The sequence below is a fragment of the bacterium genome (assembly GCA_030530825.1).
Taxonomy (GTDB): Bacteria; Patescibacteriota; Saccharimonadia; order Saccharimonadales; family Saccharimonadaceae; genus Nanogingivalis.
On the sequence record JAUMUF010000001.1, the window covers coordinates 491994 to 512701 of the forward strand.

Consider the following 20708-nt stretch of genomic DNA (forward strand, 5'->3'; position numbering starts at 1 on the left):
CCTTAATTTTAACTTTATTTTCGAATAATTTTTACGCTACAACATTATGCCATTATACAACAAAATCCACAAAAAATCTATAAATCAAAATTAAGCTTTATTTTTTAATAAATACACTACGTGAAAGAGAAGTACTACGCCAGTTATGGCGAGAGCGATTGCAGAAATAGTCCCTCTATCCTTAGTAAAACCGGTATTTGGGGCTTTAACTTCTTCTATCGTAAGCTCAGTGCCAGAAGGATAAGCCTCAACTTCGATCTTAGTATTGGTGTCACCACTATCTTCAACCAGCTTTTCGTTTATTTTAGAAATAAAATCAGCCGTATTTCCTGAAATAGAAACATTTGCAGAGACAGTTTTGGATAGAATCTCCTTTCCGCCTTTCTTTATCTTGAGAATATATTCAACCTGTGGCAATTTACCGCTATTTTCGATAAAGTATTTTTTACCAGCGTCGGACAACCCTATATTTATGCCTCTAAGGCTAGAAACTATCTTCGGCGAAGCCTGTTCAGCAACAATGAATGATATTTTAGATTCATCAAGGTTTTTTAGCTTTGGCAAATAAGCATCTTGCGCGCCACTAATAATTAAGCCGTGGCGATTAACTGGAGTGCTCTCATCATAAACAAAGTTTGATAATTCTCGGGTCTTATCCGACTGTTTGATGAATTTAAGAGGAGAATTGTCAGGCAAAGATACCTCAATCTCACCATCTTCACCAAGTATTTCCTGAAGCCTAACACCGATAGTAAGAAGTATTTCATTCCTATTCAAATCAAACCTAGTAGTAGAATGCGTTAAATCAGTAGTATATTTGGTTTTGCTCCACGCAGCAACATCATAGCTCTTGGATGCAACCTCCACATCATTAACTCTAACCCACGCCCTAGTTGTATACTGCTTATTAGCTATGGAAAGCTGTACTGTTCTCTTGGTATTAGTTAAATTAAAAACTATACTATGAAAACTCTTGGCAACATCATTAAAAGTAACTGTATACTTATATCTATAGTTGTCCTCAGGCCTCAAGTCAGACACGTCTACAGTCTTGCCGTCCTGGTACTTTCTACTCCCAGCAATGATATTATCATTATCTTTTTGGAGACGACCAACAACCTTACCTTCCATAACAATATCTTGACTTGCCATTTCCGGCAGAGCATGCGTCTCAAAGGTAAAATAATCATCCGGAAAAACCTCATCGTCAATCTCAAACTTTAGATTAAATTTAGATATTGGCGGATTCACTCCAGTTGGAGCGGTAGAATTGGGATTATCATGAATCTGTATCTCTACATTTGTTTTTACATCAGAAATCTGTGCGGCATAAGTACGCCTATCCGCGCCAACCATAACGCCACCAAGTGCGGCCAAAACTGCAATAATCGATAAAATTTTTACTCTTCTCATAATTGTTAAGCTTATTATATCATAATGCCTTCCAGAATGAAAGCCTGAATTTATTCCAATTCTAGATATAGCAACCAACAGCACAACTATAACAAGCTCTTATTTCTATATAATAAAGTCCTTGCGCTAAATATATCAAATATGATATAATCACATTATGAAAAACGAGCAAGCCTATTTAGAGAAAATCGGAAACTTAATTCAAGAAACGCGTGCGCATCGCGGACTAACACAGACAGAATTGGCGGAAAAAGTCGGCACTTCGCAAAGCGCAATCAACCGTATCGAAAGTGGCAAGCAAAATATCACGCTAGAAATGCTAGCGCGTATATCAGAAGAACTTTCAAGCGAGATCGTATCTGTTAATTCACAAAAAAAGACCAACTTTCGTGTCCGTGGCGGGAGAGAATTGAGCGGAGAAATCACCGTCAACACAAGCAAAAACGCAGCCGTCGGACTGCTCTGTGCAAGCCTTCTCAACAAAGGAAAAACGACTCTAAGACGCGTAGCAAGAATCGAAGAGGTCAACCGTATCATCGAAGTCTTGAACTCAATCGGCGTCAAAACTCGCTGGCTCAACGAGCAAAACGATCTAGAAATTATACCACCAAGTGAATTGAACTTCGAAAATATGGACATTGCTGCGGCTAAAAAAACCCGCTCGATCCTGATGTTCTTAGGGCCGCTTCTTCATCAGTATTCGCACTTCAAAATTCCATTTTCTGGCGGATGCAATCTTGGCGCACGTACAGTTGAGCCGCATCTTTCTGGACTAAGATTCTTTGGCTGTAGCGTTGAGTCGATGAGTGATTTTTATGAAGTTAAAAATTCCCTCCAAAAAGTAAAAGATGCAATTCTTCTCACTGAGCGTGGCGACACTACTACTGAAAATGTGATTATGGCGGCAGCTCTGAGTGGTCAAACTATCACCATTCGCAACGCCAGCCCCAATTATATGGTGCAGGATTTGTGCTTCTTCCTTGAAAAATTAGGTGTTAAAATTGAGGGTATCGGCACGACAATTCTCACCATTCATGGACTCGACAAAATTGAAAAAGATGTTGAATACTTCGTTAGCGAAGATCCAATCGAAGCGGTAACCTTTGTGGCGGTGGCGCTGGTGACCAATTCTGAGATAACGATTAGGCGTGCGCCAGCAGAATTTACAGAACTTGAACTCGCCATTCTCAAAAATATGGGTGCCGAATTTGAAATTTCGCCAGAATATTTTTCTCGAAACGGCAAAACCCGCCTCTTCGATATTGTTGTAAAAAAATCAACACTTCACGCACCAAAAGACAAACTTCACTCACTGCCCTTCCCAGGTGTGAATATGGACAATTTGCCATTTCTTGGGCTCATCGCAACAGTAGCGGAAGGCAGAACACTTCTTCACGACTGGAGTTATGAGAATCGCGCGATTTACTTCACCGAACTCTCAAAATTAAACGCCCAGATAGAAATGGTTGATCCGCATCGCGTCTATATCTCTGGCCCAACCCGCTGGAAGCCAGCCGATGTCGTGGCGCCACCCGCACTTCGCCCGAGCGTGGTCGTTTTGATCGCAATGCTCGCCGCCGAAGGTACTTCAATCCTGAGAGATGTCTACAACATCAATCGTGGCTACGAAGATTTTGCTCAAAGGCTCAACTCTCTCGGCGCCCAGATAGAAACTATCACTATTTAAAAATCTCCGCTCGAACTCTCGGGCGGTTTTTAATAAGTTTCAGAGACAAACAAAAACCGCGCTCGAAACTTCGAAACGCGGCTTATTTTCAACTTGGGGCGAATGATGGGGTTCGAACCCACGGCCTCCGGAGCCACAATCCAGCGCTCTAACCAGCTGAGCTACATCCGCCAAGCCTTTTAATTTTAACATAAAATTTTGATTATTTCAAGACAAGTTTGCGGTGATTTTATCTAAAACTTCGGTTTAACGTTAAAAAATCTGCTCGAAGTTGCTGGCGCGCTAGAAGCACCATTTCCGCCAACATGAAATCCTGCCATCCCAGACTGGGTGACGCCAGAAAAATCTTTCTTTTCACTACGGCGCATAGCAACTCGGGTGGAATTCTCAACCTGCCAAGGTTTAAGTGAAGAACTCCGACGATTACCAGTGCCAACACCATCCTCTCGACTGCCCGCAATTCTTCTATTACTTTCTGAATTTTCTTCTCTAATTTGCCGATTGTCCAAAATCCGCTTACGAGTAGACTCAACACTTTGAAGAACGGCACCGCGACGAGTCATATCATTCCGCCCCAATATTGACTGGGAGTATTGCCCCACGCGAGAATTTCGATAATCCACACTCTGCCGCTGGGCAAAAGTCCGACCACCACCACTCGCACCAAAACTTGCTCCATTTTGCGTTTTGGCATATCCGCTAGTATGTGCGACATCTTCCAACTTAGCCCGCGTGATATAAGAGTTCATTTTCATAATAAAATTTTACCATAAGCAGTGGTTTTTAGCAAATTTCAAGCAAAAACTATTGAAATTCAAAATCCAATTTGCTATAATTGTAATATGCGGGCGTCGTATAACGGCTAATATACCTGCCTTCCAAGCAAGTGATGAGAGTTCGATTCTCTCCGCCCGCACCATTTGATCTTTTTTGTTTTAGTGAAAACTCTCGAATTTCGGGAGTTTTTGCTTTTTTGAAAAATTTGAATTTTGAAAAATTTTGTGCTAAAATGGTAGTGGTCAGCCCCCGTAGCTCAGTGGATTAGAGTAAGAGGTTTCTACCCTCCTGGCCGTAGGTTCGAATCCTACCGGGGGTACCAAATTTTACACTTGATTTTTACTAAATTTTGCGGTAAAATATCAATATTGGGCCAGTAGCTCAGCTGGTTAGAGCACCTGCCTCTTAAGCAGGGTGTCGAGGGTTCGAGCCCCTCCTGGCCCTCCAAAATAAAAGTCCAACTTTTCTGCAGAGTTGGATTTTTATTTTCGAACTTTTTTGGTCGCTTTGCCGTTTTTAAGGATTTTGTAATTTCGATGAAAAATTAAATTTATCCAAAAAACTTGATAAAGTTGCGCCGATAACTGCCCTACAGCAAGCGCAAAAGGAGTAATCGGAGATAAAATCACCACCAAAATCAAGCGAAAAATCATAGCCGAGAATTTAACCGCAGTCGTTTTGACGGCGGAATATTTAAGCTGGAGGAAGTCCATCTTCAAGCGATATTGCGGATAAAAACAATAGGCGATATATTCAATACCTGTATAAATCACCGCTAGCACCAAATTTAATTGATAAAAATTCTTCATTACAACAAACCCCACCACAGAAGTCGCCACTAGAACAGCAATCAAAACATACGCATCTCGAAAACTCGTCTTAAAGTTCATCCGATTTTTAGCAATATCAATCTTGGCCTTAGTTTGAATCGCGGTCGACACATCCCACTGGATATCGGTCACGAGAGTCGCAAAAGTGATCGCAAGCGCATATTCTGCGCCAAAAGAAAACGCCTGCCCAATCCCCAAAAGATAGACAAAAAATAAAACAGAATTCTCCAAAATATCCATTGAATTAAGTCGAGCAGCGCTTAAGACATTAAATTTAATCTTCGAAAAGCGTAATTCTCTCCGCACAATCACCAGCGCGGCCGACAAAATCATCATCAGCGTAAATCCAACAATCACCCATTTATTTTTAGTCAGCAGAGAAGAACCGATCAGGCAAACAAAATTAACTGAGTTAAAAATTGTAGAATATTTATTCGCTAAAGTGTTTTTGTCGGCGTAATAAAGTTTTTCTATAATCATCATCACGATCAACTGGATCCAAAGTTGAAGCACGATATAAAGAGAAAATTCGCGATAGATCTGCGGATCCATATTCATAAATCTAATAAATCCGTCGATATTGAGCGCCAAAATACCAAAAATCACGCCAGATATAAGCGCACCGACAATAATTCCAGCATCGGCAAGTTGCGAATTGCGAGTTTTAGTAGCAAGAAGATTTCCGCCAACCGCAAAAATATCCTTAAGTAAAAGCCACAAAAATTGAAGCGGATAAGTCAAAGAAAAAATATTCACCAAATTAGCGTCAAGAATTACGCCGAGCAAAAACCAAGACGCGATCGGGCTGAGCGACGCCAAAGAAAGGTCGAATCCAATTTTGAAGAGTTGCTTCATTGACTAGCGCGCCATTTCTTTCACGATTTCAGCGCCAATCTCAATATTGGAGCCGGCGGAAATTTCACCAGAGAGCATTTTTCGCGCAACGGTGTTTTCGACAACTTTTTGGATTACGCGGCGCATCGGTCGCGCGCCCATTACTGGATTGTAGCCAAGATCGGCGAGCAGACTCTTTGCCTCAGGCGAAACAGAAACGCTAATCTTTTGCTGAGCGAGAGTTTTGTTAACGCCAGCGATCATCAAATCTATAATTTCAAGCAAATTATCTTTGCTCAAAGGCTCAAATACGACGATTTCGTCAAAGCGATTAAGAAATTCTGGCTTAAACTCACGGCTTTCGATCAAATCTTGAAGAATAATCGGCTCAGCCGAATTCGCGTCATAACCTCGAGAAATCAACTCCGAAATCCGCGCCGCGCCCGCGTTGGATGTGGCGATAATTATGGCATCACGGAAGGAGATCTCGCGATTCTTCTCATCACGCAAAATACCCTCATCCAAAACTTGAAGAAGCGCAGTCAAGACATTGGGATGAGCCTTTTCAATCTCGTCCAAAAGCACAACCGAAAACGGCTTCTTCATCATCTGCGCAGTGAGCGAATTGGCATCCTGCGAGCCATCTGCAATCAGGCGAGCGACATCTTCTGCGCGGACAAATTCATTCAGGTCGAGGCGCACGATATTTTCTTCACCATTAAAATAAATCTCCGCCAGCGCCTTAGAGAGTTCGGTTTTACCCACACCAGTCGGCCCGAGAAAAAGAAATGTTCCGATCGGACGGTTTTGGTTGCGCACGCCAGTTCTCGCTCGTCGAAGCGCATTCGAGACAGCAGAAACAGCCTTTTCTTGACCAATCATTCTCTGATGAAGCAAGTTTTCAAGATTGAGCAAAGTAGACTTCTCGCTCTCGGAATTAGAGGATGCTACCTTGACATTCATAGTTTTTTCGATCGCTCTCTCCACCGCTTGCGCATCAACTATACCGCCCTCCGCAAAGCCAGTAGCCATTTCAAGAAGTCGTACCGCACGGCCCGGCATTTCAAGATCGAAGATATATCTTTGGCTCAGATTAAACGCCTGCTTCAACGCTTGATATCGGTAAAAAACTTTATTTTGGTTTTCGAAAAGGATCAACTTATCTTCCATCACCGCCAAAGTTTCTTCGAACCCAGCAGGCAAAACTTGGAGTCGATTAAGTGCCCCCGCAAGCGCCGGATTTTTAGCAGAAATCTGAAGGAAGCGCTGCTCATCCATTGTCAAAATCATCCGCACACGACCCGCCTCAATAATCGGTAGAAGAACATTCGAAATATCAACCGAGCCAACACCTTCTTCGAAAAACAATTGCGCGTTATCAAGACACAAAATTATATTTTTAGCAGAATACGCCTCAACCAAAATATGATTAATAAGGCTCTCAATCTCGCCTCGACCTGGAGCCGCGCTAATCAGACTGCTTGCGTCCAACGACACAACCTGACGGTATTGCAGAGTGGCAGGGACTTTAGAATTCCCGTCCAAAATTTTATGAGCGAATGCATTAACTACGGTAGATTTGCCTACACCATCAGGTCCAATCAACGCGACATTTTGGCGACCGTTCTTAGAAAATTGCTCAACCATTCTATCAACCAATTCGTGATGCTGCTCCAAGTTAGAACTCATCAAAATATTGCCAGACACAGCCCTAGAAATATTCTGGCCAAATCTGTCCAACATTGGCGTCCAGCCAAAACTCCAATCGCGCGCCAGTCCGCCATCCCTAACAGGAATCTTGGCCCTGTCAATTAGAGAAAACAGATGGTCATGCCAAGCGACGCCTCTCTCGAGATCCCCAAAATCAATCCGAAATTGCGCCAAAAGTTTTTCATGTTCGGGGTAATTTTTTACAATTGCCAGCGCAAGAACCGATCCAGAGATAGTATTTGTGTGTAGTTTTTTATGAATCTCCAGCGCTGTTTGAAAAATATTTTCGGGCGAATTTTGTGGTAATCCAGCCAAACTTTCAATAGTGGTTTTACCCAGACCAAATCGGGCCACAATAAATTGCCCACCGCTCGATTCCATTACAATTTTAGCAATCTCCGTAGAAGTCACGCTACTTGATATTTTACCAATAATATTGCTTGATAATAAATCTTCAATTTTAGAAGATCCAGAAATTGGATTCAATCTGTGGAGTTCGCCGGCCCGCCAATTTAATATAGCAGAAATAACCGGCCAAATAGACAAGACCAGCCAGCCCAATTTTTGCCCAGATAGAATCAATGTAATTCCGCCTAAAATCAACGCCCATTTAGCAATTTTAAGTACGAGAATCCACGGCTTTAAGCCAACTTCAAGGCGAGATTTCTTCGCTCTGATAGAGTTATAAATTTGACTCATCTTTCTACACTCCTTGATTTTTCAAGATTAAAAATCTGTCGAAGTTTAGGCATTTTAGGCGTCCATCCAACAAAAAACATAATCACAAGCAAAATCGGTAAAATCGGTAAAATCGGATGGAGCAAAAGCAAAAACATCCCCCAAATAGCCTTAGCAGAAATCCAAATCACGCCAACCGCCATCATAATCGTGCGTAAAAAAGCCCCGACAAACCGCGAGAACAGCTTGTCCATCGCACGCCTAAACCACACTTCAAGAGAGCCTCCGCTACTTCCACCAGCATCAATTTGCCTAAATGGCGAGAACCAAGTCTTCACTAAAAGCCCAAGAGAAAAAGTATCCATCGAGCGCTCCAAGCCATCCAAAATCCGCTCCGCGCGCCACGCCCAACCTTTTCCATACCACCAAGAAATAAAAGCCATAAGCATATTAAGATTATACGCCAAAATCTGATTTTTTTCAACAATTTTTATGATTTTTGTGTTATAATTGAAGTAGGCTTTTTAGCCTTTTGAATGATATTAAACTTGATAAATTTGTTTTACAAATACTGAAAGGAACTTTATGGAAATACTTCTTCTCATCGCTGGTCTTGCGGCTGGTGGCGGTGGTGTTTTGGCGTATGAAAAGGTAAAAAGCGCCAACGCTCGCAATAATTCCGACAAAATTATCGCTGAAGCCAAGAAAAAATCAGCAGAAATCTTAGAGCGTGCTAATGAAAAAGCGCTAAAAATCACATCTGATGCACAAAAAGACGACAATGAGCGTCGCGCTGAAATCCGCAAGATGGAAAATCGCCTTGCTGAGCGCGAAAATAACCTCGACAAAAAACTCGACCAACTCGATAGTCGCGCCGAGAAACTTCGAAATTCAGAGATTGAAGTCGAAAATCTCAAAAATGAAGTGCTCGAAATTCGCAATCGCCAATCGGAGAAACTAGAGAAAATCGCTAAACTCTCCAAAAAGGAGGCAGAAGAAAAACTTCTCGTCTTAGCAGAAAAAAATATGAAGCAAGATATGATCAATCTTGTAGCAAAACTCCAAAAAAATGCCACCGAGGACGCTGAAACTCGCGCTCAAACGATTCTCGTGAGCGCAATGGAAAGGATTTCGAGCGAGGTCACCGCTGATCGCACTGTCACCGCCCTCAAACTTCCAGATGACGAAATGAAGGGTCGAATCATCGGCAAAGAAGGCCGCAACATCCAAGCAATTCAGCGCGCCACCGGTGTTGATGTGCTGGTTGACGATACTCCCGGAATGGTGGTTTTGTCCAGTTTCGACCCTGTTCGACGCCAGATTGCGCGACTTTCTTTGGAAATTTTAATGAAAGATGGTCGGATTAACCCTGCTCGAATCGAAGAAGTTGTCGAAAAGGCCGAGCGAGAAATCAACAAAGAGATCAACCGCGCAGGAGAAGATGCCGCGCGCGAAGTTGGCGTCTTTGGCCTACCCCGAGAGATGCTCCGCCTGCTTGGAGAACTCAAATTCCGCACAAGTTATGGGCAAAATGTCCTCAAACACTCCACAGAAATGGCCAATATCGCCGGCCTAATTGCCGAAGAAATTGGCGCAAATGTAAAAATCGCCAAAACTGCCGCCCTATTCCATGATGTCGGTAAAGCCGTAACTCATAAAATTGAGGGTAAGCACGCGCAAATTGGAGCAGAACTCGCCGAAAAATACGGCATGGATCCACGCGTTGTCAACGCTATTGCCGCACACCACGACGATGTTGAGGCAACCACTCCAGAGGCGATTATTGTTAAAATTACAGACGCAATGAGTGCGGCTCGACCTGGCGTCAGGAATGCCGCCGCAGAAAATTTTGCCGAGAGAATGCGAGAACTCGAAAACGTAGCAACCTCCTTCGATGGGATTGAAAAGGCTTACGCAATCAGCGCCGGTCGTGAAATCCGCGTGATTGTTCGCCCAGAAAAAGTCGATGATCTCAGCGCGATCAAACTTGCCCGTGATGTTGCCAACAAGATTGAAAGCACAATGCAATATCCTGGCGTAATCAAAGTCAACATCATCCGTGAAACTCGTGCGATCGAATACGCTAAATAAAATTAAAAACTTCGCTCTACTCGGGCGAAGTTTTATTTTTCTTGAAGTTTAATAGATTAGAAACTGACAGCAATGCGCAAAATTTCTTCATTAGAAAGTTCTTCCGCACCAGAAATTTCGAACATCCGACCACCGTTAACCCACACGGCCGAGCCATCTTTTTTATACACGGTCAGACCTTTTTCACGATAAGTTGTATAATCTTCTCCCCACTTTGTCAATACATAATTTTCAAGAAGTGAAGCAGAATCCCAAGAAGATTGTATCTGTTTAATCTCATAGTTCTTGTTATTATTGGAGAATCTCATTACTATTGACTTTCCATCAAAATATGGCAATTCCTTCAACCTGAAACCTTCTGGCTGAAAAGAAGGAATTGTAGCAGAAAATCCACTCTGCGCGGAAGCAACTTGAGCAGAAATTTGTGGTAAATTCATTAAAATTCCAGCACCAACAATGATCGCCACAGCAAAAACTCCACCAAAAATCCACCACGCTCGACGCGATTTCTTCTGGGTTTTTTGTTCGATTTGCTGCTCTTTAGCCACGCGATTCAAGGCAGACGCAATCGCATTCTGCTTAATCTCTGCCATTGACGGTAAAATTTTGTCAGAATTCTTAGCCTGGATTTGCGCAATTGCCTGGGCTTGAATTGGATGGATTTTATACGGAGCAATCTCTTCAGATTTTTTGTCTTTCGAAGAGGAATTTTCCGCGCGGGTCACACCTTCAACCTTTCTTGAAATTGGCTGAATCACCGCTGATCCACTTCTGCGCAGAATTTTGCGAGAGTTTTCAGCGTGATATTTTTTAACTTCCGCCAAAGATGCCAACTTTCTCTCTTCAGCATAATCGTGGCGACGCTTAAACTGCTCAATAGCGATCTGCTCAGAAGTCTTCTTCTCGGGCATTCGCACAAATTTTCTGTTCAGGGTTTGTGACTTTTGGGGTGATTGATGGATATTTTTTGCTTCAAAAACTGGAGCCTTAGGCTCAACTACCTCCAACAATTGTCCAGTTTCGGCATCATATCGCCTGCCATTTACAATTATTTCTTTCATCTCATCTCCAATTAACTTACGCTTATTTTATCATAAAACTTACGCTTTTTCAAGATTTTTGAGCAAAATAAAACCACCCCAATTTAATGGAGCGGTTTTATACTTTCAAAAACTAATTGCCGAAAGGTCGAGCAAGTTCAAGTTCTGGGTTGGCTTCGGCGATTCGCATCAACTCGTTGTATTTAGCAACGCGGTCGGTGCGTGAGAGCGAGCCAGTCTTGATCTGACCACAACCCAAGCCAACAGCAAGGTGCGAGATTGTGGTGTCCTCAGTTTCACCAGAGCGATGGCTCATTACGGTGTTGTAGCCGTTGCTTTGTGCCAATTTGACAGCGGCGATCGTTTCAGAAAGCGATCCGATCTGGTTTGGCTTAATCAAAATTGCGTTAGCGACACCAAGATCGATTGATTTTTGGAGCAATTTTGAGTTTGTCACCATCAAGTCGTCGCCGACCAATTGGATTTTATTGCCTAATTTTTCAGTCAAAAGTTTCCAGCCGTCCCAGTCGTTTTCCGCCAACCCGTCTTCGATTGAGGTGAATGGATATTTTGAAGTCAAATCTTCATAAAACGCAATCATCTCTTCGCTTGAAAGTTTAACGCCGTTAGCCTTGAGATCGTATTGATCTTCTTTATAGAATTCTGTCGAAGCAGGGTCGGACGCGAACGCGATATCTTTACCGAGTTCATAGCCAGCATCAGCGATTGCTTGAGAAATCAATTGAAGTGGCTCTTCGTTGCCGTTTTGAACTTTTGGAGCATAACCACCTTCATCACCAACAGTAGTAGGGTAGCCTTTGCTCTTGAGAACTTTGGCGAGAGCGTGGAAAGTTTCTGCGCCCATTTGTACTGCTTCAAAAATAGTTTTTGCGCCAACTGGCATAATCATGTACTCTTGAATATCAGTTGCCCAACCAGCATGCGCACCACCGTTCATCACATTCATCATTGGAAGCGGAAGGCTTGGCTTGGAGTTGGTTTTTTCAGCGATATATTGCCAAAGTTCAATGCCTTTTTCAGCAGCGACCGCCTTAGCAACCGCGAGCGAAACCGCTAAAACAGCGTTAGCACCAAGATTAGATTTGTTATCTGTGCCGTCGATGTCGAGCATAATTTGGTCGATCTCTTCTTGGTTTTCAGCATTTTTGCCAATCAAAGCCTCACGGATCGCACCGTTCACATTATCAACTGCCTTAGTTACAGCTTTTCCAACGTAAGCGTCACCGCCATCGCGAAGTTCAAGCGCCTCACCAGAACCAGTCGAAGCACCGCTCGGAACAGCCGCGCGACCCATTGCGCCACTTTCCAAAATTACATCGGCCTCCACGGTAGGATTACCGCGCGAGTCCAAAATTTGTCGTCCTTTAATCTCTTTAATTATGTATTCCATACTCCTATTTTACGCCTTTTAAGCGAAGCGGTCAAGGTTTTTTGATCGAAAATTTCACTTCAAAAAAAATAAAAACCGCCCCGCTTTCCACGAGAGGCGATTTTGAAAATCGAATTTGGCACGGACAGAGAGACTCGAACTCCCGACACCAGGTTTTGGAGACCTGTGCTCTACCAACTGAGCTATGCCCGTATGCTCACAATTTTAGCATACTTTTTATAAAATCTCAACCGATTTAACGCATAAAATGTTATAATATATTATATGAGCAAAGAGAAATTTAGCGGGCTAAATAAACAACAAGTCCAAAAACAGATAGAACTCGGAAATACTAACAATTTTACGGCATCGACCAGCAATTCTAACTGGGATATTTTTAAGCGGAATGTCTTCACGCCGTTCAACTTTTTGAACTTCGCTATTGCCGTGGCGCTGGCACTGGTTGGTGCTTGGACAAATATGGTCTTCATTGCCGTGATTGCCGTCAACGCCATCACTGGAATCTTAACAGAGATTAGAGCCAAGAAGATGATCGACAAACTCAATCTTTTGTCCAAAGAAAAAGTCACCGTGCTTCGTTCAGGAAGAAAACAACAGATCAATCCAGAAGAGATCGTTCTCGGCGACATCTTAGAACTTTCTGCCGGCGAGCAAATCCCAAGCGACGCCATCGTGATTAAAGGTATGGCAGAAGCCAACGAGGCGATGCTCACAGGTGAGTCCGACTTGGTGCTTAAAGAATTGGATGCGGAAGTCTTATCTGGAAGTTTTTTGGCCAGTGGTAAGATCTTGGCGCGCGTACATAAAGTCGGCGCCGACAATTACGCCAACAAACTTATGGTTGAGGCTAAAACACTCAAGCCGATCAATTCGCAAATTCTCTTCTCTCTTAACAAAATTGCCGGCTTCACTAGTAAAATCATCATCCCTCTTGGTCTTGCTCTGTTTTTTGAAGCGTGGCTGATTTACTTTGCTAAGCACACCCCACACAAAGGTAGCGAGATTAAAAACGCTGTAATTTATACAGCAGCCCCACTTCTCGGAATGCTCCCTAAAGGCATTGCCCTTCTTACAATTACTTCTCTCCTCACAGCCGTGATTAAGTTAGGACTTCGTAAAGTTCTCGTTCAAGAAATGTATTCTGTCGAAACTCTAGCCCGTGTCGATACGCTATGTCTCGACAAAACCGGCACAATAACAGAGGGAAAAATGAAGGTGGCAGGCTTTTATAATTTAAGCAAAAAATTCTCCGAAGACGATACGGAAAAAATCATCGCCGCGTATATGAGTTTTTCAGAAGACAACAACCCAACCGCTCAGGCCATCAGAAAGAAATTTAGTAAAACTTCACACGATTTTGAGGCTTCTAACATAATCCCATTCTCGAGCGATCGCAAATGGGGTGCGATGGAGATTTCAGGTGTTGGCACGATAATTCTTGGGGCGCCAGAATTTATCTTTTCTAAATTGCCTAAAGAAGCGATTGAAGCACAATCTCGAGGCTCTCGCGTTTTGGCGGTAGCGGTTTCTTCAAGCAAAATTGACTCGCATAAAATCTCATTGCCATCCAAAATTTCAAAACTTGCCCTGCTCGAAATTCTCGACCCAATCCGTGATGGTGCCCGAGAGACGCTCGAATATCTCCGCTCACAGCAAGTAGATCTTAAAATCATCTCTGGCGACAACCCCGTGACTGTTTCTTTTATTGCTAAGGAGGCAGGCTTTGACAACTTTGAGAATTTTGTCGATTGCTCCAAAATCTCAGATAAGGAACTTCAAAAAATCGCCACCAAAACAGCAATCTTTGGTCGAGTTTCTCCGCATCAAAAGAAATTGCTCGTCCAAACGCTCAAAAATGCTGGTCGCACAGTCGCGATGACAGGTGATGGCGTCAATGATATCTTGGCGCTTCGTGAAGCGGACTGCTCAATCGTAATGGCTGAAGGCGATCCCGCAACTCGCCAAATAGCCAACCTCGTGCTTCTCAATTCAGACTTTAACGATATGCCAGAAATTCTGTTCGAAGGCCGCCGCGTGGTCAACAACATCTCCCGAATCGCCCCAATCTTCTTCATCAAGACAATCTATTCGTTTATTTTGGCGATAATTTGCATGATTTCGATTTTGTTTGGCGGAGATGCGCTAATGATTTTCCCGTTCATTCCGGTCCAAATTACATTAGTAGATCAAATTATCGAAGGCTTCCCGCCATTTGTGCTGACCTTCGAAAAAAACGACAAGCCAGTCGAGAAAAACTTTTTACGAAGTTCCCTTCTTGCAGCGTTACCAAGTGCCTTGATGGTGGTGTTTAGCGTGATTTTTATTCGAATTTTTGGCTCACAAAACGGCTGGACAAGCGAGGCGATATCAACAACGCAATATTACCTTTTAGGCGTGATCGGGTTCTTTAGCGTGGTGCGTGCAAGCCTTCCGCTCAACCTTTGGCGAAGTCTGCTTCTCATTTGGACAATTTTCGCATTTACTGCCACGGCGATCTTCTTCCGCCCACTACTTGAAATTGGCCTACTCACCTCTCAGACATTCCCTATTTTTGCGGTGCTTTCAAGTATTTTCGCACTAATTTTCTTGGCGACCAACTTGAATTTGGGCAAAATTCGTGATAAAATTAAAGCATAAACTGATTAAAGGAGGACTATGGCGACTATCGACCAGCAATTTGTAGAATATATCGTAAAAAATCTCGTTGAGAATCCAGAGGCCGTGCAAGTTGAACGCACTATTGATGAAAAAGGAGTTTTGTTGACTTTAACCGTTGGTGATGAGGATCTTGGACGAATCATCGGCCGTCGTGGTGCAACTGCTCAGAGCCTTCGAAATCTACTTCGCGCTTTGGGAGTAAAGAATGATGCGCGCTATAATCTAAAAATTGTTGAAAATTCCGCTCCAAAAGAAACTGTTGTGGAAAACTCAACAGATAAGCCTGTGGAAAACTCGGCAAATTCTGAAAATTTCACAGAAAAAACTCGAAAAGCCCTTGCAGAACTCGATGACTTTGATGTATAATATAAATTAGTTCAAACATAAGCGTTAAGTGGAGTTTCGCTTATAACAATTGAACTGCGGAAAAACAAAAGCTCTATGCGAGCAAACTACAAGTTTGAGAGCTTATACTTATCAAAAACCCTGCCTTTTCATCTCCTGGCGGGATTTTTGATTTTTATTAGAATTTGCCAAAATTATCAAAATATGCTAAAATATAAATATGTTAATTTTAGTTCACGGACTCGGTCAAGATAAAAACTCTTGGGCAAAAGTCTCCAAGAATCTTCATCAGGAATCTGTAGCGCTAAGCCTGCCAAGTATTAGTGATTTTGATAGTCTCTATAAAATATTTGAAGAAGAATGCAATAAATTTGAGGAAAAACTCACGCTATGCGGATTATCTCTTGGCGGTTTATTATCTCTAAAATACGCCATAAATAACCCTCATAAGATAAATAAACTCATTCTAATCGCTACGCCTTACAAGATTCCAAGATTCTTGTTTTCGATTCAGTCGACAATATTCAGAATGCTTCCAATATCTTTTTTCAAAAAAATGAATCAAAGTAAAGAAAATGTTCTATCTTTAACCAATTCATTAAAAAATATAAATCTTGAAGACAACCTCAATGATATTGCCACGGAAACGTTAGTTGTAGTCGGAGAAAAAGACTTCGCCAATAAAAAATCTTCGAAGAAAATGAGCCAACTATTGTCAAAGTCCACTCTCGAAATCATCCAAAGTTCTGGGCATGAAGTCAATATAGACAACCCGCAAGATTTAGCAAAAACAATCAATAACTTCCTAAGGGACTCGAAATGCTAATCCAAATAATCACCCTCTTCCCAGAAATGTTCGAGCCGGTACTTAATGGCTCAATGATGTGGAAGGCGCAAAATCAAGGCGCTGTTCGCTTCGAGATGATAAATTTACGCGATTACGGAATTGGCCCTCGCAAGCAAGTCGACGACACACCCTATGGCGGAGGCGATGGAATGCTACTAAAGCCCGAGCCCCTTTTTGAAGCGGTAGAGTTTGCTAAGAGCAAATCGCCACACGCCCGCGTCATTGCAATGTCACCTAGCCCCACAATCTGGAATCAACAAATGGCGCAAAATTACGCCGACGAAGCACGCGATTTGATAATTTTGTGCGGTCGCTACGAAGGCTTCGATGCACGAATATTTGAATTAGTTGATGAGAAAATCAGTGTCGGCAAATTCGTCCTGACCGGAGGAGAACTGCCAGCAATGACCATCATCGACAGTATCGTGCGCCTAATACCAGGCGTTCTTGGTGGCGAAACTTCCGCCGAGATCGAGAGCTATTCTGACGGTGGCAATCTGGAATTTCCGCAATACACGCGCCCTGCGGAATTTCGCGGGCTAAAAGTCCCAGAGGTTCTCCTCAGCGGCCACCACGGCGAAATCGCCAAATGGCGTACCAACCACTCAAAATAAAACATCCCTCGCAAGAAGGATGTTTTTTATCTTGTATAAAGAAATTATTTCCGAAAAGTCCTCGGGCAAGCCTTGCGGAAAATTCGAAAGTTAATTTGCTTTATGCAAAATTATAGTCCGATTAATTCAACCAATGATCACCGTGCCATCGCCATTTTCGATAGCGTTTTGTGCATTTTTGAGTGAAGTAATCACCGCTTTTCCGCCAAATTCGGCAAATTTTACGCAGGCTTCAATCTTAGGTAGCATCGATCCCGCACCAAATTGTCCGTCTGCGATATGCTTTTTGGCCTCTTCGACAGAAATTTGCTTCAAGTCTGCTTGATTTTCTTTGCCGAAATTGATGGCAGCATAATCCACCGCCGTCAAAATCAGCAACATATCCGCACCAATCTGCTCAGCCAAAAGTTCCGCCGCAAAGTCTTTATCAATAATCGCATCCACGCCAGACAGACTTCCGTCCGCACTGCGCTCAACAGGGATACCACCACCGCCACCTGCGATGACCACTGCGCCCGATTCCAATAGCCTTTCAATTACAGAAAGCTCCACAATGTCGATCGGTTTAGGCGAAGAAACCACACGACGCCACCCACGCCCCGAGTCTTCTTTGACCGCGTAACCCTTCTCCTGCTCGGCTGTCCTAGCCTCTTCTTCCGTGTAGAATGGCCCAATCGGCTTGGACGGACTGTCGAACGCAGGGTCCGACCGCGAAACTTCAATCTGCGTTACCACCGCCACAGCGTCTTTTTTAAGATTTATTGAATGGAATTCTTCTTTTAGCGCCTTTTGAAGCCAAAAACCAATCATACCTTGCGTCATTCCAACCGCCGTATGAAGTGGCATAGTCGGCGTCGCCTCAGTATTGATCGCCTCCTCGTGAAGAATTATATTGCCTACTTGCGGACCGTTACCGTGAACAATCACAATTTGGTGCCCCTCTTCAATCAAAGGCATCAGCCGTTTTATGGTTTGCTTGGCAACCGCCTCTTGCTGATCGGCGCGGGCTTCTTTGCCGTTTTGGAGCGCATTTCCGCCGAGCGCCACTACAATTTTACTCATAACTTTTCCTTTTTATTTTTATGGTTGATTATATACTTATTCTAGAATATTCAACACAAAAAAGCAAGTCCTTGACTAGTAAAAATAAAAACCGTATAATTGAAGTCATGAAAGAGCTGAAAGTTTCGAGAAAATTTAGAATTATTTTTATGTTAGCCGTGGTGGCTGTTACGATATTCTTGGTAATTATTGGCAGAAAACCGTATCAAGAATCTTTTTCAGAATATTACGAAAAAACTAAAAATAGCGGAGTTTCGAAATGAAGAAAGTCGCAACGACAAAAAATCTTACGGAAAAATACCTTAACTTAGACGAACCGAAGTTCAATGCTTTACTTATAGTTACAGGAATACTTCTAGCCCTCGTTATTTGTGTATCTATTGACGGAATGATCACAGGATTCGAAAAGGCCGATCTTTACCAAGAGTTTAATAAAACTATCAATAGGGAAAAGTCTAAGAAATATAGCATTAATATTATTGGAGGCGATAAGCAGAAGATTCCCTGTGAGTTAACGCCGATTGAGGTTTCTATCGATAATTACGATAGTGAAATAAAGCCACTCGACTGTAAAGAAGTTGAAATTTCTGGCAAATTTTCTGATGTAGAAAATGCCAAATTGGATAGCAATGGAGTGAGTATTTCTAGCGATAAAGATGGAAAATTTACTTCGAAGATTTCTCGAAAAATTCCTATTAGCGATTGGGCTAAGTCTGATTTTGATACAGAAAAAATCACTTCTCAGAAATACTTTGGGGAATTTGTCGTTAAAAATACGGTTTTAAATAACGACCGTATGGCGGATCAGAGCATTGAAATCGACATTTTTCTTACCGACAAAGACAAAGCAACTCTCAAGGAATTGAATAGCAAATACCTACAATCAGAAAAATTGAAAGATGATAAGCGTAAAGCGGAAGAAGCTGAACGGGCTCGACGCGAAGCCGAAGAAAAGCAAAGAGCTGAAATAGAGAGGCGTAATGAAGAGTATCGACAGGCGGCAGAGGCTCGACGGAGACAGCAAGAGGCTGCCTCAAAAAATGCCACCCCACAGCCTCGACCACAAATACAGCATCAGCCGACACCGCGACAGCAGCCTCAACCTCGTGGCCCAGACGGATACTGTCGAGACGGGACACCCGCATACGGAAATCCGTCCGCCAGAGGCAGGGCAAATTCCTGCTGGGGTCACGGTGGATGGAATGATAATCATTAGCATTAAATAGATACATAAAAAGAGACATGCCACTCTGGAAGCGCGTCTCTTTTATATATAAAAAATACACGAATCGATATACAATTCGTGTAGTCTTCTTGGCTGGGATGGAGGGATTCGAACCCCCGAATGCCGGGACCAAAACCCGGTGCCTTACCACTTGGCGACATCCCAATACTTCAATATTTTACCAGAAGTTGCGCCAATATTCAAGACTTTTAATTATTTTTTGGCTTAAAAACACGTGTCCCCCAACGAACATCGCGCAAAGTCAGCAGAGCATAAAGCCTGATTGGTTGGAGTAAAAATATATGAAGAAAGCCATAAAACGGCGAGAGTAGGAAAAGAAGCGGATACTTAACTGCGTAGTGAACGTTTCGAAACAGCGCAGAGATCGAAATCACTGCCACCGCGCCCGCAACCCACCAAAAATCAATTTTGCCAAAGTTGCCGACAAATAGGTTTATGGTCGAAGTCATCAGCAAAACCCAGAGGACGACTTCGAGAAATGACCAAACGCTGAGAAGTGGCCTTCGAGCAAACATTGAAAGAGCGATTAAACTTTCTCGAAAGAAAGATTTGTTCCAGCGGATTTGCTGGCGAGCGAAAGTTCGCAGATTATTCGGCACATCAGTATCGCATCGCGCGGTTGATTGGTAGGCGGTTCTGCCGAGTCGTGCGGCGTAGTTGGTCAAACAGCGATCGTCGCCGATATTGACTTTTACGCCGAGGAAATATTGATTGGTGTAATGTTTGAGGTTTGGGATGATGACTTCGCGCTTGTAGAGGCTGAGCGGGCCGGAGCAGGTTAAAATATTGCCGGTCATTGATTGTGCGGCGCGTTCTACCCGAAACGCATTATCATATCGAATGTCGATTAATTGCGTGAGCAGATTTTCATCCCTATTGCGCGCATTGATATGTCCTGTCGCAGCATAAACTTGCTCATTATTAAAACATTTAACCAGCTCTTCAAGCGCATTTGGATAGATATAAGAATCAGAATCGACAGTAAAAAACATATCCGCATCTGAAGTCCTAAAAGCCCAAGCCTGCGCGTGACGCTTGCCTTTATTGCGCGCCGAGCGCTATGAGTAAAAACATTGGAGAATTTTTCAGGATTACTCTTAATATGTTTTTTAACCATCTCAAAGCCACTTTTGTCCGAAGATCCATCATCAATCAGATAGATCTTTCTGATCGGGTAAGTTTGAACTGCCAGACTTTCAAGCGTTTCAATCAACCCCTCGCCGTTTTCATTATAAGTCGGGATAACACAGTCAATCTTAATTCCTCTTTTGACTTCTCCGCCAAAAGGTCTATAAAAGAACGATAAAAACATCTTTGTTATTAAATACACTAAAAGAACTGCACCATAAATACCCAAAATTCCACCACCCTTAACCGCGACAGACAGAGCAAATAGCGCCAAAAAGAGTAAAGCCACCACAAGTTTTTTAATCATATACTCTATTTTACCATACTTACCTCTCCC

The 20708-nt window shown here is 42.9% G+C and carries 16 protein-coding genes, 6 tRNA genes and 1 pseudogene; 11 read left to right on the top strand and 12 right to left on the bottom strand.

The genetic code is table 11. The features are described from left to right. Window positions 1–90 precede the first annotated feature (90 nt). A complete protein-coding gene (locus tag Q4A21_02670; protein MDO4902436.1) occupies window positions 91–1413 on the bottom strand; it encodes a hypothetical protein in 1323 nt (440 codons plus the stop codon). A 157-nt stretch (window positions 1414–1570) separates the two neighbouring features. Here Q4A21_02670 and Q4A21_02675 point away from each other — a divergent pair, with 157 nt between their 5' ends. After that, window positions 1571–3100: a UDP-N-acetylglucosamine 1-carboxyvinyltransferase gene (locus Q4A21_02675; GenBank protein MDO4902437.1), complete on the top strand. Its 1530-nt coding sequence runs from the start codon at window positions 1571–1573 to the stop codon at window positions 3098–3100. Between the two features lie 94 nt (window positions 3101–3194). On the opposite strand, the gene Q4A21_02680 is transcribed toward Q4A21_02675, so the two are convergent. Beyond that, window positions 3195–3271, bottom strand: a tRNA-His gene (locus Q4A21_02680). A gap of 62 nt (window positions 3272–3333) precedes the next feature. Then, the gene (locus Q4A21_02685; protein MDO4902438.1) at window positions 3334–3855 is read right to left on the bottom strand and encodes a hypothetical protein; all 522 of its coding nucleotides are present in this window, start codon (window positions 3853–3855) and stop codon (window positions 3334–3336) included. 89 nt (window positions 3856–3944) lie between these two features. On the opposite strand from Q4A21_02685, the gene Q4A21_02690 reads away from it, so the two are divergent. From Q4A21_02690 to Q4A21_02700, 3 genes are all read left to right on the top strand, one after another. Next, a tRNA-Gly gene (locus Q4A21_02690) sits at window positions 3945–4019 on the top strand. A gap of 103 nt (window positions 4020–4122) precedes the next feature. After that, window positions 4123–4199, top strand: a tRNA-Arg gene (locus Q4A21_02695). Between the two features lie 48 nt (window positions 4200–4247). Continuing rightward, window positions 4248–4324, top strand: a tRNA-Lys gene (locus Q4A21_02700). Window positions 4325–4359: 35 nt separating this feature from the next. On the opposite strand, the gene Q4A21_02705 is transcribed toward Q4A21_02700, so the two are convergent. From Q4A21_02705 to Q4A21_02715, 3 genes are read right to left on the bottom strand one after another with little or no spacing between them, the layout of a single operon-like run. Continuing rightward, window positions 4360–5562: a hypothetical protein gene (locus Q4A21_02705; GenBank protein ID MDO4902439.1), complete on the bottom strand. Its 1203-nt coding sequence runs from the start codon at window positions 5560–5562 to the stop codon at window positions 4360–4362. A gap of 3 nt (window positions 5563–5565) precedes the next feature. Further along, entirely contained in the window at window positions 5566–7950 is a 2385-nt protein-coding gene (locus Q4A21_02710; protein MDO4902440.1) for an ATP-dependent Clp protease ATP-binding subunit, read from the bottom strand. Continuing rightward, window positions 7947–8372 (bottom strand): hypothetical protein, encoded by a 426-nt coding sequence (locus Q4A21_02715; protein MDO4902441.1) that lies wholly within the window; start codon window positions 8370–8372, stop codon window positions 7947–7949. The genes Q4A21_02710 and Q4A21_02715 overlap by 4 nt, the downstream gene beginning before the upstream one ends. 142 nt (window positions 8373–8514) lie before the next feature. Between Q4A21_02715 and rny the strand changes: the two genes are divergently transcribed. Further along, on the top strand, window positions 8515–10020 hold the full coding sequence (gene rny / locus Q4A21_02720) for a ribonuclease Y (protein MDO4902442.1): 1506 nt from the start codon (window positions 8515–8517) through the stop codon (window positions 10018–10020). Between the two features lie 56 nt (window positions 10021–10076). Here rny and Q4A21_02725 read toward each other — a convergent pair whose 3' ends face one another. The 3 genes from Q4A21_02725 to Q4A21_02735 all read right to left on the bottom strand — a co-directional run bounded on the left by Q4A21_02725 (window position 10077) and on the right by Q4A21_02735 (window position 12663). After that, the gene (locus tag Q4A21_02725; GenBank protein ID MDO4902443.1) at window positions 10077–11081 is read right to left on the bottom strand and encodes a DUF4367 domain-containing protein; all 1005 of its coding nucleotides are present in this window, start codon (window positions 11079–11081) and stop codon (window positions 10077–10079) included. 112 nt (window positions 11082–11193) lie between these two features. Further along, window positions 11194–12471, bottom strand: a complete 1278-nt coding sequence (gene eno / locus Q4A21_02730) for a phosphopyruvate hydratase (GenBank protein ID MDO4902444.1) — start codon at window positions 12469–12471, stop codon at window positions 11194–11196. Window positions 12472–12587: 116 nt separating this feature from the next. Further along, a tRNA-Trp gene (locus tag Q4A21_02735) sits at window positions 12588–12663 on the bottom strand. Window positions 12664–12735: 72 nt separating this feature from the next. Here Q4A21_02735 and Q4A21_02740 point away from each other — a divergent pair. From Q4A21_02740 to trmD, 4 genes are all read left to right on the top strand, one after another. Next, window positions 12736–15108, top strand: coding sequence for a cation-translocating P-type ATPase (locus tag Q4A21_02740; GenBank protein MDO4902445.1), 2373 nt, complete (start codon window positions 12736–12738; stop codon window positions 15106–15108). 18 nt (window positions 15109–15126) lie between these two features. Beyond that, a complete protein-coding gene (locus Q4A21_02745) occupies window positions 15127–15495 on the top strand; it encodes a KH domain-containing protein (protein ID MDO4902446.1) in 369 nt (122 codons plus the stop codon). A gap of 199 nt (window positions 15496–15694) precedes the next feature. Next, window positions 15695–16300, top strand: coding sequence for an alpha/beta hydrolase (locus Q4A21_02750; protein ID MDO4902447.1), 606 nt, complete (start codon window positions 15695–15697; stop codon window positions 16298–16300). Then, on the top strand, window positions 16294–16935 hold the full coding sequence (trmD, locus tag Q4A21_02755) for a tRNA (guanosine(37)-N1)-methyltransferase TrmD (GenBank protein ID MDO4902448.1): 642 nt from the start codon (window positions 16294–16296) through the stop codon (window positions 16933–16935). Before Q4A21_02750 ends, trmD begins: the two co-directional genes overlap by 7 nt. Window positions 16936–17061: 126 nt before the next feature. Here the strand turns inward: trmD and arcC are convergent, their stop codons facing one another. Then, window positions 17062–17997: a carbamate kinase gene (gene arcC, locus Q4A21_02760; protein ID MDO4902449.1), complete on the bottom strand. Its 936-nt coding sequence runs from the start codon at window positions 17995–17997 to the stop codon at window positions 17062–17064. 107 nt (window positions 17998–18104) lie between these two features. Here arcC and Q4A21_02765 point away from each other — a divergent pair, with 107 nt between their 5' ends. Then, on the top strand, window positions 18105–18260 hold the full coding sequence (locus Q4A21_02765) for a hypothetical protein (protein ID MDO4902450.1): 156 nt from the start codon (window positions 18105–18107) through the stop codon (window positions 18258–18260). Continuing rightward, entirely contained in the window at window positions 18257–19213 is a 957-nt protein-coding gene (locus Q4A21_02770) for a hypothetical protein (protein ID MDO4902451.1), read from the top strand. The genes Q4A21_02765 and Q4A21_02770 overlap by 4 nt, the downstream gene beginning before the upstream one ends. 99 nt (window positions 19214–19312) lie before the next feature. On the opposite strand, the gene Q4A21_02775 is transcribed toward Q4A21_02770, so the two are convergent. Together Q4A21_02775 and Q4A21_02780 are read right to left on the bottom strand one after the other, a co-directional pair. Further along, a tRNA-Gln gene (locus tag Q4A21_02775) sits at window positions 19313–19387 on the bottom strand. 44 nt (window positions 19388–19431) lie between these two features. Continuing rightward, a pseudogene (locus tag Q4A21_02780) lies at window positions 19432–20678 on the bottom strand (glycosyltransferase family 2 protein). Window positions 20679–20708: the final 30 nt, after the last annotated feature.